Origin of the sequence: Shewanella sp. SR1 (genome assembly GCF_020447145.1) — a bacterium.
Taxonomy (GTDB): domain Bacteria; phylum Pseudomonadota; class Gammaproteobacteria; order Enterobacterales; family Shewanellaceae; genus Shewanella; species Shewanella baltica.
This window is the reverse complement of sequence record NZ_JAJAEF010000002.1, coordinates 250677-266569: the sequence shown is the minus strand read 5'-3', so window position 1 is coordinate 266569 and position 15893 is coordinate 250677. Positions and strand designations below refer to the sequence as shown.

Here is a 15893-nt window from a genome sequence, read left to right as displayed (position 1 = left end):
ATCGTGAATAGCGAGCTAATGCCATCTCTCGATACCGCGACAGTAAGAGCATGAGCAAGCAACCTGAATATGTCGCTAAAAAGCATCAACAAATTAAGAGTGAACACTATGTCAACGCAAACAAACACTAAAGCGGATTTTAGCGAGCTGGATTGGGACAAACAGGATGGGCTTATTCCTGCCGTGATCCAAAACCATTTATCGGGCAAGGTATTAATGCTCGGTTATATGGATAAAGCCGCGCTGGAAAAAACCTTAAGCACAGGTGATGTGACCTTTTTCAGCCGCTCAAAACAGCGCTTATGGACTAAGGGGGAAACCTCGGGCAATACGCTAAAGTTGGTGGCTATCGATAAGGACTGCGATAACGACAGCCTGTTAGTGCAAGTGATCCCCAACGGCCCAACCTGCCACAAAGGCACCGAAAGTTGCTGGTTAGATGACAATGCGCACCCATTTTTGAACAATCTCGCCAGCTTAATCACCTCGCGTAAAGGGCAAAGTGCCGATTCCAGCTACACGGCGTCTTTGTTTGCGCGCGGCACTAAACGTATCGCCCAAAAGGTCGGGGAAGAAGGCCTTGAAACCGCCCTTGCCGCTGCGACCCACGATAAAGAAGAGCTGGTTAACGAAGCCTCTGATCTTATCTATCACTTGCTGGTATTGCTTGAAGATCAAGACTTAAGCCTCAGTGACATCACAGCAAATTTGCTGGCAAGACATGAAAAGGCACTGCAGAGCAAAGCATAAACGGCTCACTGGCTCTGATATCACGCGTATCAGTTTTACCACTAGAAATGCCAAATGCCGCAAACTTGAGCCAAGTCTGTGGCATTTTTTATTGTGCTATACACGTAGCTAACTTCCCTTTCCGCCCCCTAATTGACCATAAACTCAGTGCAAGTTAGGCATGTCTTGCAGCTTAACTACATGACAAAAAACAAGCAAAATACTGTTGTAATGGTTGACAAGTACACCTCAACTCCCTATGGTAGCCTCCGTTGCTGTTAGGTTATTAAGGCAAGGCATGAAAACACTTCTCCGTTTTTACTCAACACACGCTAAGGCAAGTTTTATGTGTTTCACAGCATTTTATACTCCCTATCTGTAGCCGCAATGGGTATACCCAAGCTACCTGAAGAGTCGAGTTTCAGCATCTTCAGATTGTTTGTGCATAGATAGGCTCCCTCGCCTGACCTTCCATTGTGGCCATATCCTTTCGGATCCGCTGAGCGCCACTGTCTCATTTGCTTAAATCATTTTGTGCTTGAATCGTTTCACATTGAATCGCAGCAAAATATTTTAAGACAGTTGCTTTCGGATCAAATCTTTAGCTCTTTTTCATCCGACACGCTTTTGAGATTATGTTATGACACAGAATAAAATTTTCGGCAGTTTGCTGCTTATCGCAGGCACCACAATCGGCGCGGGTATGCTGGCTTTGCCTATCGCATCGGCGGGACTTGGTTTTGGCACGTCCTCCGCCATCATGTTGATCCTGTGGGCGCTAATGGCCTACACGGCACTGCTTATGGTGGAAATCCATCAATTCGCCCCCAGCGATGCCAGCCTTAATTACTTGGCGCAACGCTTATTGGGTCGTAAGGGCCAGTTGATCGCCAATAGCGCCTTGATGTTTTTACTTTACGCCCTTTGCGCCGCCTACATTGCCGGTGGCGGTGAGCAAGTGAACCAAAAGCTGAGCACTTGGCTAGGGCTAAGTTTGCCACCACAGGCTGGCGCCATCCTGTTTACCCTGCTGATTGGGGCGATTGTGGGCATGGGAACTCACTGTGTGGACCTTATCAACCGCGGTTTGTTTGCCCTTAAGCTATTGGCATTACTGCTTATGTTGGCCTTGTTACTGCCGCAGGTAGAAAGCCCACATTTGCTCGAACTCCCACTCAACCAAGGTTTAATTATCACGGCTATTCCGGTGATTTTTACTTCCTTTGGTTTCCACGGTTCGATTCCCTCAGTGGTGCGCTACTTAGGGGTTGAGGTCAAAGCCCTGCGCAGGATCATGCTACTCGGCTCAGCTTTACCACTGGTCATTTATCTTTTGTGGCAAGTAGGTAGCCAAGGTGTACTGAGCCAAAGCCAATTGCTCGAAAATCAGAGCTTATCGAGCTTTATCAATCAACTGGCGAGCGTACTACACAGCGAATACTTAAGCAGTGCGATCAGTTTGTTTGCCGATCTCGCCCTTGCGACTTCGTTTTTAGGGGTGAGTTTAGGCTTGTTTGATTTTATGGCCTCAACCTTAAGACGTGAGGATAATTTTTCTGGTCGTAGTTTGACCGCTGCCATCACCTTTTTACCGCCCTTAGGTTTTGCCCTCTTCTACCCCCAAGGTTTTATCACAGCCCTGGGTAATGCGGCGATTGCGCTGGTGATCCTCGCCATCTTTTTACCTGTAGCCATGGTGTGGACACAGCGCCAGACGCGAGATGCGGCCAATATGCCGACGGGATATCGGGTCGCGGGCGGTAAGTTTGCCTTAATGCTCGCCACACTTTGCGGAATAGTGGTTATCGCCGCGCAGATGTTTAGCTAGTCGCAATTCACTCACCAAGAGTTATTTAATCAAAAGTTAGCTAACCCAAAGTTAGCTAGCCCCAATTCACTAGCCCTATTCGCTAGCTCGAATAACAGATTAGGTACAAGAGCCTGTAAAGCTTCAACTATTGACAGCAGGCTCTTGTCTATTCGATGATCCTTTCACATTAGTCAGCTAAGCCCTTGAGTGTTAAACTGCCTCTGATGCTTGTGCACGCTGCTACAGCGGCTAAGAAGACGGCTCCTAGAGTCAGTGACTAAAGACGGTTACTAATGTCAGTTACTAAAGACGGTTGCTAAAAAGTACCTCAGCAAAAATGCCGATGTAAAGCACGTGTGAATGTATTTGTGCACCGCTAAGGCACGAGTTTGATCAGGGCTCAGTGAATAAGGAAAGAAGTCGAACCCAATGCCAATCCACAACAAGCCAAGCCGTAGCAGTGCCTCCGATAGCAAGGCACCTCAACACGAGGCAACGGAGACATCCGCTGGCCCTCGCAGTGGTGCTGCAGGTTCTGGAACGGATGCCACTGTAGCAACACAAAGCCGCCGTAAATTCCCCCTAAAAAAGACCTTATTGGCGACCAGCTTAACGGGCATCTTGGCGGGCGTGGCGTTAACTGTGTGGATTGTGAATACTCAAGCTGAAAAACTGATTATGCAGGCGGCAAACTTTGCCCTCGTAGGCATGGACAGCGAACTGATTGACATTGAATTAGGGAAAAGTCAGTTAGAACATTGGCGCATTACTTCTGCCAATCTTAGGGTGCATGACAGCCATATCACGCTTAATGATGTGAGTATCCAGCTAAAACTTGACTGGCCGCAGAGCTTTGCCGAGCTGAAACAGTTCAGCCAAATTGCTTACCTCACTCAAAAAATCACCCAAATCTCCACAGGTGATATTGAAGTCGAGTTAGGGCAATCGCTATTTTTACCCAATCGAAATGCCATCGATGAACAAGGCCCCGCCTTGGCCTTAGATATCAAATCGTTACCCCTCATCGATATCGGTAAGACCAGCCTTATTCTCAAAGCTCACCATCTCGACACCCAAAATGATTTACCCGCCTATCGTTTGGTGATGGACAAGTTGAGCCTTAACGGCGCGGGGGAAATCAACAGCGAGTTTAGCCACGCAGGTGAAAGCATCGCCAAACTCAAAGCCACACTCACAGCCCAACAATGGCAACTGGCAAGTCAAATTACACTCGCGCCGCTGCTTGCGAGCTTGCATCAAATCAGCCTGAGGCAAGCGCAAGACAGTGTGCTGAGTCCGTTAACGGAACTTGATCAAGAGTGGCAAGCGTTAGCGATTGATCTACAAGGCCAATTAGTGTCCGACAGCCGTATTACACTAACCTCGGGCGAGCTTATCAGCCAGCACCAGTTAATTGATCCTAAGCTGACCTTTAATCAGTTGGCGGCGCTAGAACTTGCGCCAAAACCCGAGCTTGTGTCAAAACCTAAGTTAGCATTTAAGATTGCCGGACATTTAGCCGAACTTGACCTAAGCCTTGAGCCCTTTACCTTAGCCTTGACGCCAAATGCCGCGCAGCAACAGCGATTGATGCAGCTGCTCGATGAGACGCTGGCTAAACCTTTAACTCAGTCTCCATCCAAATCAGCAGCCAAGCCCGCTTCGGAGCAAGTGCCGGAACAAGTTGCAAGTCAAACAGCGAGTCAAATCGCTAAGCTGCTGTCAGGGCTCAAAAGCACTGATGCACCAGTGGGGATCGTGCTGACATTAACTGAAGCCCTGCATTATCCGCTGACTCAAATCCAGCAAGATGCACAGAGTCAACCGCTTAAGAATGAGCCGCTTGAAAGTAAGCCGCTTAGCTTCAAGCTTCCCCGAATTCAACTAAAAACCTTAGGCAGTAAACTCGATACCCAAATCGATTTGGCCAATGTTGAAGTGGTCAAGTCCGCCGAAGCGCTGTCCTTCCAAACAGATTGGCGCCTTAACGCTAAACAAACGAGCTCACTGCAATTATCTGAATTGTGGGCGAATACGCCCCAAGATCTCAGCTGGAATAGCAGCCAGTTAACCACTGCGGGCAGATTGAGCTTTAATCGGACACCAAGCTCAACCGACTGGCAATTCATTACCACGCCTATCGGCGCTGCCACCCAAACACAGCAAAATGCCGGCGACACGCTGCAGTTCACTGTGAGCGAGCTTAAACAGCTCCGCGCTCAAGATAACAATGCAGCTAAACATGCCGATGTGAGCCTTGGCAGTATCACAATAAATGCCCTTGCACCGCTTACCGTCAGCTCGCAGCGCAACTCAAATACCAGCTCAAATATCAGCTCAGCACAAACTTCAGTGCCCGCGTCCGATACTGCAAACCAATTAACACTAGCCTTACCGCCTTTGACCTTGGCACTGGAGCAGCTGCATTTTTCGCAAACCACACAGACGGTTGTTACTGAAACGGCTGTTGTTGAAACAAAAAAGGCTGAAACGACTACTGTTGAAACGAAAGTGACAGAAGCTAGCGCTGAAAAAAGTGCAGATAAAAGTTCTGATAAAAATCAGAACACGAGCATCATAACTAAAACCGATATTAACGCGGGCAGTTTCTCGATTGCATTACAAAAAGCCATGTCATTTGAGTTTAAACCCGAGGTCGAAGCTCCACTCGACTCGTTGCTCGCAGCCACTTGGCAGAATCAGCTTGAATGGCAAGCCAATCAGCTCAATATCGAAAAGCAACTCAGCAGCAAAGGTCGCAGCCGCAAAGAAACCGTACTTAAGCTAGACAAGTTAACACTGGCACAAAGCTTAGATTGGAAAAATAATACGCTCTTTGGTAATGAACACTGGCAAGTGGGCACTGTTGAGCTGCAAAGCCAACACAAGCTGAACCTTGCCACCACGAGCAAACCTCTAGTGCTGACGGGGCAATGGGTTGTCGACACTAGCATGACCGAGGCGCTGTCCTTGCTCAATCAAACCCAGCCCTTGCCTGCTGAGCTTAATGTCACGGGTCATAACCAATTACAGGCACAGTTTAATTTAACCCAACAGCGCGATCAGACCCAATTTGCCATGCAAATTACCCAGTCGATGACCGAACTTGAAGGTTTTTATAAGGACACCACCTTTGAGGGGGGAAAACTGCAGGCGCAATGTGAGTTTACTTGGGGCCAATCTCATAAAAAACAGCAGGATAAAGGCTATTTTAGCAGTCTCAGTAAGCTCAATTGTCCGCAGACACTGATGACCTTTAACCTGTTTGATCCTGGCTTTCCACTGACAGATATCGAAGTGGAAGCCGATATCGCCCTTGGTAAAGATGCCGAGAAACTGCCCGACAATTGGATACAGCAACTCACAGGCTTAAGTGACACCGATGTTTCCATGACCGCCAAAGGCAAAGTACTCAGCGGCCAGTTCCTGCTACCAGAATTTAATCTGAAATTACAGGATAAATCCCATGCGTATCTGCTGCTGCAGGCCATGAGTCTGGAAGAGGTTCTGCGCATTCAACCGCAAATTGGCGTCTATGCCGATGGCATATTCGATGGCGTATTACCCGTCGATTTAATCAACGGCAAAGTCTCAATCACAGGCGGTCAATTAGCGGCCCGTGCCCCCGGTGGCTTAATCGCCATTTCGGGTAATCCGGCGGTTGAACAGATGCGCCAATCTCAGCCATACCTAGATTTTGTCTTTTCGACGCTAGAACACTTACAATACAGTCAATTATCGAGCAGCTTTGACATGGACCAAGCCGGTGATGCTAAGCTACTCGTCGAAGTGAAAGGCCGCAGCCAAGGGGTTGAACGTCCTATTCACTTGAATTACTCTCATGAAGAGAACATGCTGCAATTATTTAGAAGTCTGCAAATTGGTAATGACTTGCAGGACAGAATCGAAAAATCAGTGAAGTAACAAGGAAACCTCAGTGAAGATAATTCAATTACAGCAAGTTAGCCTAGGTGCCCGAAGCGCGCTTGTCGCATTGTTCGCACTCGCCGCATTGCAGGGCTGTGCGCCCACAGTAAAAATAGAACCGCCGGATAAACCTATCGTTATCAATCTCAATGTGAAAATTGAACATGAGATACGGATCAAAGTGGATAAGGAATTAGATCAACTCCTGTCAGACGATAAGCTGTTCTAATTGATTAAGAATTGAGGAATCACCATGAAATCAATCCGACTAAAAACAAAGTTATTATTGCTATTAACCCTCAGCGTCTTAAGCCTCAGTGCTTTTGCCATGTCACTTCAAGACGCTAAATCACAGGGCTATTTAGGCGAACAAGCCAACGGCTACTTGGGATTAGTGCAAGCCAATCCCGAAGCCAAAGCCGTGATGGATGACGTGAATAACAAACGTCGCGCCCACTACGAAACCATCGCCAAGAAGAACAAACTCTCCCCCGCCGACGTCGCTAAACTCGCCGGTGAAAAAGCCATAGCCGCCACAGATAAAGGCAACTATGTGCAAGATGCCAAAGGCAAATGGATTAAAAAGTAGTCCGCTTTTTAAGCGCTCTAGCGCATAAAAGCAAAACGAATAGACATAAACAAAACGCCTGCAATAGCAGGCGTTTTTGTTGATGGAGTTTGATTAAGCACACTCATTCCAGTGACACGCCGTCCTATTACCTAGCAAGAAGTATCCCAATAGGCTCGACCGTGACATCCATGTCACGAACGGTCACTTCCATGACTGTGCTTAATCTCATCGACCCCGACGTATACTGGGTAACCAAATTTAACAATGGGTGTCTTATTAAATTCTCTCATTAAATTCTATAAAGAGAGTCACACACTATATTGATGACTTTTAAATCTAGGGTGGTTTCTTCAATTTGCATTCGTGCAGCATACAACTAGATAATCTTTTCTAGGTCAAAACAGTCCTCTAGCAGATTTGTTGCGGATTAATAAAGCTTTAGTATTGATATTCAGAAATCTAAAGCATTTTTGACATATTTGAGAGCATTGTTTTTTGAGTAAATCGTGTAAAATATCGATATCACGCATAGTGTTGAATCTAGTATTCTTTGGCGAAATTGAGTTGACCACTACATATACCTCTAATCAAATTCAATACAACTGAATAGAATGCAAAATAAGTAGAATCACAAATATTGAGATTTAGGAAAAGAACTATCTAAATCATTAATACGAATAAAACAACAGCGAAATATAGAGCTTTATCAATGAGTACTAAAGTAGAAAAATTTATTTTTAACAACACTAGAACTAGCCACAAACGATGGGAATCGATAGTGATGTATGCGCTTCACTATACACTTAGAGATGTAAAATTTTTATCACAGTATCCTGTTAACCAATATTACATTGATGGATACTTTCCTGAATTAAAAATTGCTGTAGAAATTGATGAACCATATCACGAGCGTACAAAAGAAGAAGATGCTATTCGTGAAGCTCATATCAAGTCTGAACTTAACTGTGAGTTTGTTCGAATTAATGTTAATGAGCCGGTATATGAGCAAGTTGATAGATTAGCTGAAAAAATTAGAGCCTTGAAACCTCAAAAGTGGGAAATTAAAGAGAGAACTATACGAATTAGTAGTGGCGAGTTCTCAAAGGAAAAAATTAATAATCTGACTGCGGCAAATGCATTTGAGTTTTTAGATAACATTCAAGAAGAGGTCGAACAGTTAGGTGTATGTTTAGATACAATAGAAACAAACCCAAATACACTACCAAGTAATGGCATGGTAAGCTTTAATGCTGTTTTTGGTGAACTAATGTTAACCGTATTTACCCGCTGTTCATGCAAACCTAAAATCATAATTGGTAAATATGATTCGTCAACTCTACAAAAGTTAGGAATCTGCTGCTCAGAACCTTCAAAAACAAAACCACCTTATTGGAAGATTGTAGATTTAGACAAACAGCTTACAAGAGAAGAATGTGTATCTTACTTATCAAACTTAGCACGAAAGTTCAGTCAACAATGATTAATTGCCCAAGGGATGCGTGATCACTCATCGGTATCTATAGCTTCCTGATAAGGAACAAACACTTTAAGGGATGCTGATTGGACTTCAATTGTGAGAACTTATAGTTCAAAAATTGAACCATCTATCAAAGAAAAATGCGGACACACAACTCTTTTTAGTTTTGAAATATCCACAAGTAACACTAGAAAATATAGTTCCGCTCATTATTAGCTGCAAACTCTCACCTTTGGACCTACCACAACGCAAATGCTAAAAGGTGCGCCATGGTGATTGGCGAGACGACCGTCCGCCCCATGGACGGGGCGGTCGAGCATCCACGGATGGACTCGCTGCGAGTCGACGAGTGAATACCATGGCAAACCAGACTATGTAGTAAGTTTGATAGCAAAAGCCGAGTTGAGAGTAGTAAGACCTCACGAATTATCATTGGGTAGCATTAAATAGGAAGGTGTTGAAGATCCACGTGACTAATTTTAGGAAAAGGCTTTCTTAGCAGAAAAGAGTACGTATAGTGCACTAACGCCATTAGGATTTGAGCGAATTATCAGCAAGTGGTTAATATCAAAAGCAATCGTGATGTATGGCTAATGGTAGAGATTAAAAACCAATGATGACTATTGATCTACAACCACATTATGCCGCAACCACATGGCGCTGCGCACGTAGTGGATGTAAGCGATTATGCATCACTTTAATGGTTTCAAACTGCACCATGGTTTTCGCGCCCGACAAAACACATTCAGGTGACAATAACATCACTAGCGCAGACTGCAGGGTATTTTCAACCACGAGGGCGAGCACTCTTTGCTTTTGGCATTTTAGCTCAAAGACTTTACCTACATCGCTATATACACAGACATCACTGGTATCAAAAAACCATGATTTTGGCATTTGCGGTGTCAGCATAAAATGGGCTGCGGTGGCATTGAGGGCAATTTGAACAATTGCAGCATCGGACAAAGATAGGGTTTTAGGTAATCTATCGAGTAAGCTCATATAGAATTTGGCGTGCGCAATATTAAATTCCATGCTTGATAAGGCATCTGGAATGAGTAATTTTGCTTTATAAGACGTCAGAAATTCAATCTCGGAACCTAACGATACGCCTAAAACACCATACGAATCGTTATATTTCCATTGCCAATCTTTTTGTGGCATTAATAACATAACGGTGACCCAATATTTGAACACTGGGACATAATAGTAGATATTTTATCCAATATCAAAATAAAAATAATAAAATACAAATTATTTAACAGTTACTTAGTCGATCTAATATAGGATCTTAACAGCGATCTAAGGATCCTTTTAGATCGCTGTTAAAGAATAAGATCTTATTTTAGATCGTTACATTGATCTTAAGATCATTATTTTAAGCGGTATGCATTCACAATTTCTTTAATTAACTTCGGACCTTGATAAATAAAACCCGAATAAATCTGCACCATACTGGCGCCCGCATCAAATTTGGCTAAGGCATCTTCGGCACTATTGATGCCGCCCACGCCGATGATCGGGATCTGCCCTTTCAAGCATATCGCTAACTGCTTGATCACTTTGGTAGACAGTTCTGTCAACGGTTTGCCGCTTAAGCCGCCGCTTTCATTGGCGTTGGCAAGGCCGCTAACACCATCACGCGTTAAGGTGGTATTAGTTGCAATTGCGCCATCAAATTTGTTTTTAATCAAAGCTTGCGCAATATTTTCAATTTCTTCGATGGTTAAATCTGGGGCAATTTTAAGCGCGATGGGCACGTATTTTTTATGCTTTTCGGCCAGCTCAAGTTGCTTAGTCTTAATTGCGCTCAATAATTCATCTAATAGATCGCCATATTGTAGCGATCGCAATCCTGGGGTATTGGGTGATGAAATATTCACCGCAATATAAGCCGCATGGAGATAAACTTTATCCATGCAGATCAAATAATCGTCTTTACCTTGTTCTACTGGGGTGTCTTTATTTTTACCAATATTGACGCCAACCATAATGTTGGTCTTTTTAGCGATCAAATTTTTGACCAGATTATCGACACCTTTATTATTAAACCCCATGCGATTAATAATGCCTTTGGCAGGCTTTAATCTAAATAGACGGGGTAAATCATTACCAGGTTGTGGCCTTGGGGTCACAGTGCCCACTTCAACATGACCAAATCCCATCGCATGAAAGGCATCAATCGATTCGCCGTCCTTGTCCATACCGGCAGCGAGTCCCACTGGGTTAGGAAAAGTCAGTCCCATAACGCTCACGGGAGCCGGTGCAATCGTTTGTCCATACAGGCACGTTAACGGGCTATTGGCGGTCATTTTTAGACTGCCTATAGCAAGATGGTGAGCTCGCTCAGGATCCATCTGAAACATGACTTTCTGTGCGATTTTATAAAACATGTACTTTCCTCGACCTAAAAAAAGCCCCGGCGATCGCCAGGGCTTCTGATTGTTATAATAAGTTTACTTTTGGCCTTCGCAGTGAAGGATCAGAAGGTTAAGTTCACGTAGGGCGACAGAGAACTTAGCAAACTCATGGCTTTGCGACGTTTTGAAGTCAGCTAGCATGTGGAACCATCTTTCCAATAAGCCTTGATTGATCTCAATCCACTGAGAAATCACGCTTTCGGCATCACAGGTTGCACTGCAGGTTCTTAGTACCACTGAACTTAATGCACGTTGTTGCCAATCCAACTCTTCCCTAAAGGCGGCACGAGCCAGTGCTTGCCAATGGTTAGCCACAGGTTGAGCGCTGATCTGTTCTAAGAACCAGTGCAGCTCAACGCGGGCGCCGAGTTTGAAGTAAGTTTCAGCCACTAGCGCAACTGTCTTATCTTCTGTTTGGGCAATTTGGGCAATGTCTAAGGCAGAGAACAAGGTGCTCATGTTAGCCACAATGGTTGCCACAGCTTGTGGTACGTTTTCTTTGACCAAAGCATTGATCTCAGATTGGATACCCTTCGCTTCTTCTTCGACCAGATATAAATGAACGTTATCTTTAATTTGTTCAAATACGGGTTTGAAGAAGGCAACTGTCTGTTCGATGCTACCAGTGCGGTTACGGTGACGGAGGAACCAGCGGCTAGCACGACGCATATTGCGGCGTAACTGATGCAGCATTTCACCTTGAACCACAGCAGGAACTATGCCGTTTAAGTCAGTGATCGATTTAGTTAATTCAGCTAAACCAAATACTTCGCGGGCCATAGTGTAGCAAATTGCCGCGTCAGCAACTGAGGCACCAGTCTCATCTTGCATACGTTGAACAAAATTCAAACCCATGTCGTTAACGAGTTCATTGGCGAGTGAGGTCGCAATGATTTCGCCACGCAGTGGATGGGTTGCCATTTTGTCGCTGTATTTTTCCTGAAGTTTTTTCGGGAAATAGGCGATAAGCAGTTGGCTTAACAGCGTATCTTCAGTGATTTCTGGCGTCACTAATTGCTCTTTCAGCACCATCTTCGCATAGGCAACCAGTACTGATAGCTCAGGACGTGTTAACGCACGACCACTGGCTAAACGCTCAGCCAATTCGTCGTCAGACGGCAAGAACTCTAAGGCTCTGTCTAACTTGCCTTCTTTTTCCAGATACTGGATAAAGCGGATCTGCTCTTTTAACTGCTCAGCACCACGCACTTGAGTCACAGAGATAGTACGCGTTTGATCTTTACAGTCTTGCAGTACGATGTGGCCGACTTCTTCAGTCATTTCTTCCAGTAAACGGTTACGTTGTTTCAACGTCAGTTCACCTTCAGTTACCATAGCGTTCAGCAAAATCTTGATGTTCACTTCGTTATCTGAACAGTCCACACCACCGACGTTATCCACGAAGTCAGTGTTGATACGGCCGCCGTTAGACGCATATTCGATACGACCTAACTGAGTACAACCTAAGTTACCGCCCTCGCCGACTATCTTAGCGCGCAGTTCGCCACCGTTGACACGCAATGCATCGTTGGCACGATCGCCGACTTCAGCATGGGTTTCGCGTGCAGATTTCACATAGGTACCGATACCGCCGTTCCAGATCAAATCCACTGGCATTTTCAGCAGTTCTTTCATCAGCTCAGTTGGGGTCATAGAGGTTTTCTCTGTGGCCAACATTTGCTTAATTTCTGCCGATAACGGAATGGATTTAGATGAACGTAGGAAAATACCGCCACCTTTAGAAATCAACTTGCTGTTGTAGTCTTCCCAGCTTGAACGTGGCAGAGCGAATAAACGCGCCCGTTCATCATAACTTAATGCCGTATCCGGATTCGGATCGATAAAGATATGCATGTGGTTAAAGGCTGCAACCAGTTTAGTGTGCTTAGACAACAACATACCGTTACCGAATACGTCGCCCGCCATGTCACCTATACCTAAACAGGTAAAGTCTGTGGTTTGACAATCAATACCGACTTCGCGGAAATGACGTTTAACAGATTCCCAGCCGCCTTTGGCCGTGATACCCATTTTCTTATGGTCATAACCGTTACTGCCACCTGATGCGAATGCATCACCGAGCCAGAAGTTGTATTCAAGAGAAATCGAGTTCGCGATATCAGAGAATGTCGCAGTGCCTTTATCGGCTGCAACCACTAAATATGGGTCATCTTCATCGTGACGAACCACATCCAATGGGTGGACGATTTCACCGTTCAAAATGTTATCAGTAATATCGAGTAAAGCACGGATAAAGATGCGGTAGCATTCTTGACCTTCGGTGAAGAAAGCTTCACGGCCGCCTTCGGTTGGCAATTGTTTACAAACAAAGCCACCTTTAGCACCCACAGGCACGATCACAGTGTTTTTCACTTGCTGTGCTTTTACCAGACCTAATACTTCGGTACGGAAGTCTTCACGACGATCTGACCAACGCAGACCACCACGGGCCACTTTACCGTAACGTAAATGCACACCTTCAACCCGTGGCGAATAAACGAAGATCTCGAATTTCGGCAGTGGGCGTGGCATTTCAGGGATCAGTGAAGGCATGAATTTAAACGAGATATAACTCTTAGATTCGCCTTTAGCATCCTGTTGGTAGAAGTTGGTACGCAGAGTGGCGTTAATCAAGTCTAAATAACGACGAATAATACGGTCATCATCTAAGCTAGACACTTCGTCTAAACGTAAATTGATCTGTTCCATAAACTTGCCCAGAGTACGGGTTTTCAGTTTAGGGTTAAATTTACGGATGAACATCTTCACCAACAAATCAGCGATTTGTGGGTAACGACCGAAGGTTTCTTCGATATAAGACTGACTGAACGTCGCATCGATTTGACGCATGTATTTGGCATACGCGCGCAATACCGAGACTTCACGGCCCGTTAAGCCAGACGCCAGAATAATACGGTTGAAACCGTCATCTTCTAACTTCTTTTGCCACACTTGTGACAGTGCAGTTTGGAATCTGTCTTGGCTATCGGCGATGTTGTCTGTGTTGACGACTTTAACTGTCATCAAGAAGTCTAAGATCCAGAAGGTAGAACCGTCTGAGGTAGTGACTTCATATGGACGCTCGTTGATCACGCGCAGACCAAAGTTTTCCAGCATTGGCAGCACGTCAGAAAGATGAATTGGCTCATCTTTATGGAATAGCTTTAAACGCACTTTGTTGTCGTTCAGCGCCGCTTCCTGCGGTTGATAGAACAACATGCCGAGCTTGTGTTCGTCATCCAGTGCTTCGAGCTGTTGCATGTCAACGACGGCAGAGCTTGGCAATACATCTTCTTTATAGCTTTGCTCAAACGCATTGAAATAACGCTTTGTCAGATGAGTGCCGGCTTCTTCACCGAGTGCACTGTTAAGCGCAGTGCTTAACTTATCTTCCCACGAACGTGCCGCTTCTATTAAGTTGTTCTCTATGGCAGCCACATCTACATCCATATTATTGTTATCAACTTTGACTATGTAGTGAGTGCGGGCTAGCGTCGACTCGGAGAAATAAGTCGTAAACTCTACATCTTCTTTGCTGTTAAAATGCTGGGCCAAAATACGTTGAGTATCTTGGCGGAGTTTAGTGTTGTAACGATCCTTAGAAACGTACACTAAACAGGATAAGAAACGGCCAAAGCCATCTTTGCGTACAAAGAGTTTCAGCTTGTCTCTGTCTTGCATTTCTAACACGCCATGGGCCATGTGCGATAAATCATCAACATTGGCTTGAATTAGCTCGTCACGAGGTAAATTCTCAAGAATGTTTAGCAGGGCTTTATAGTCGTGTGAACGTGGGGTTAAGCCTGAACGATCTAACACACGCTGCACTTTTTCGTTCAGCAGTGGGATTTCACGTGGGCTGCGGTTATACAGGTTTGACGCATATAAACCGATAAATCTATCTTCACCAACCACATTGCCTTTCTTATCGAAACGCTTGATACCGATATAATCGACATACGCTGGGCGATGTACACGGCTCTTGGCACTGCTCTTAGTGAGGATCAACAAGCTGTGATCTAAGGCTTCTTTGCGGGCGCTATCTGAGAAGCTAGATAGCAACAAACCTTGCTCAGGTTGCGCTTTAGTGTGCTTGTTCATCAAACCTAAACTAGAGGCGATATTAGGCACTAACTCAACGTCACCTTCGACACGATTCAAATCGTATTGGCGGTAACCTAACAGCGTAAAATGATGATTATTCAAGTAAGTCAGGAAGTTAATCGCTTCTTCTAACTCTTGCTTATCGCCAGGGAACGGACGTTTTGGCAATTCCTTGATCATCTCACCCAACTTGGCAGACATGGCTTCCCAGTCATTGACTGATGAAGCGACATCGGCAAGCACAGACTGAATTTCGCGCTCTAATGCTTTGATATCGACAGTGCTGCTTTGGCGGTCAATTTCAATCAAGAATACGGCGACATGTTCAGTGCTTTCTGGACTCTGATTAAGATAAGTGACATTGGTCACACCGCTATCTGAACGCTCGATAGCCAGCGGAGTGTGTAACATCATGTGAGCAGTAATACCCATACGATTCAATGCCATACCAACTGAATCTACCAAGAATGGCATGTCAGGTTGGATAACTTCAATGATCGAGTGGGTAGATTGCCAGCCGTGTTTGGCCTGGCTAGGGTTGAACACTCGTAGGTGAGTGTTACCTTTTGGCGTTTTGTTCAGGGCGTTCCATAAACTGAGAACCGCACCGTATAAATCACTGTCATTACGCGCATTGAGATCGTCTTTCGACATGTGGGCATAAAGGCAGGTGGCGAACTGTTCAACTTGCTTGGCTTGTGAATTAGGGACTTTAGCGTGAATTAAACTGACTACATTTTCAAGTAGTACTGAAGGCATTGCATCTTTCAAGGCCATGTTGCTGTTTCCTTAAGCGTCTATGGCAGCGCTTTTTTCATTATTTGGATGCTTCGGCTTAACGATCTCAGATAAATT

9 protein-coding genes are annotated in these 15893 nt (G+C 45.0%); 6 read left to right on the top strand and 3 right to left on the bottom strand.

The window, feature by feature from the left end; all coding sequences use genetic code 11:
• The first annotated feature begins 108 nt into the window (after positions 1-108).
• The 6 genes from hisIE (at position 109) to KV201_RS03015 (ending at position 8517) form a co-directional block, all read left to right on the top strand.
• Positions 109-750, top strand: coding sequence for a bifunctional phosphoribosyl-AMP cyclohydrolase/phosphoribosyl-ATP diphosphatase HisIE (gene hisIE / locus KV201_RS03040; RefSeq protein ID WP_012089368.1), 642 nt, complete (start codon positions 109-111; stop codon positions 748-750).
• A gap of 619 nt (positions 751-1369) precedes the next feature.
• Positions 1370-2557, top strand: coding sequence for an aromatic amino acid transport family protein (locus tag KV201_RS03035; RefSeq protein WP_226058463.1), 1188 nt, complete (start codon positions 1370-1372; stop codon positions 2555-2557).
• A gap of 411 nt (positions 2558-2968) precedes the next feature.
• The gene (locus KV201_RS03030; protein ID WP_226058462.1) at positions 2969-6463 is read left to right on the top strand and encodes a YdbH domain-containing protein; all 3495 of its coding nucleotides are present in this window, start codon (positions 2969-2971) and stop codon (positions 6461-6463) included.
• Positions 6464-6476: 13 nt separating this feature from the next.
• Positions 6477-6695 carry a YnbE family lipoprotein gene (locus tag KV201_RS03025; RefSeq protein ID WP_006081898.1) on the top strand — a complete coding sequence of 73 codons (219 nt, stop codon included), beginning with the start codon at positions 6477-6479 and terminating at the stop codon, positions 6693-6695.
• A 24-nt stretch (positions 6696-6719) separates the two neighbouring features.
• The gene (locus KV201_RS03020) at positions 6720-7055 is read left to right on the top strand and encodes a YdbL family protein (protein ID WP_006081899.1); all 336 of its coding nucleotides are present in this window, start codon (positions 6720-6722) and stop codon (positions 7053-7055) included.
• A 691-nt stretch (positions 7056-7746) separates the two neighbouring features.
• Positions 7747-8517, top strand: a complete 771-nt coding sequence (locus KV201_RS03015; RefSeq protein ID WP_226058461.1) for an endonuclease domain-containing protein — start codon at positions 7747-7749, stop codon at positions 8515-8517.
• Between the two features lie 636 nt (positions 8518-9153).
• Here KV201_RS03015 and KV201_RS03010 read toward each other — a convergent pair.
• The 3 genes from KV201_RS03010 to KV201_RS03000 form a co-directional block, all read right to left on the bottom strand.
• On the bottom strand, positions 9154-9687 hold the full coding sequence (locus KV201_RS03010) for a cell division protein ZapC (RefSeq protein WP_006081901.1): 534 nt from the start codon (positions 9685-9687) through the stop codon (positions 9154-9156).
• Between the two features lie 200 nt (positions 9688-9887).
• Entirely contained in the window at positions 9888-10907 is a 1020-nt protein-coding gene (gene pyrD, locus KV201_RS03005; protein WP_226058460.1) for a quinone-dependent dihydroorotate dehydrogenase, read from the bottom strand.
• Positions 10908-10970: 63 nt separating this feature from the next.
• Positions 10971-15815 (bottom strand): NAD-glutamate dehydrogenase, encoded by a 4845-nt coding sequence (locus tag KV201_RS03000; protein WP_011846980.1) that lies wholly within the window; start codon positions 15813-15815, stop codon positions 10971-10973.
• Positions 15816-15893 lie beyond the last annotated feature (78 nt).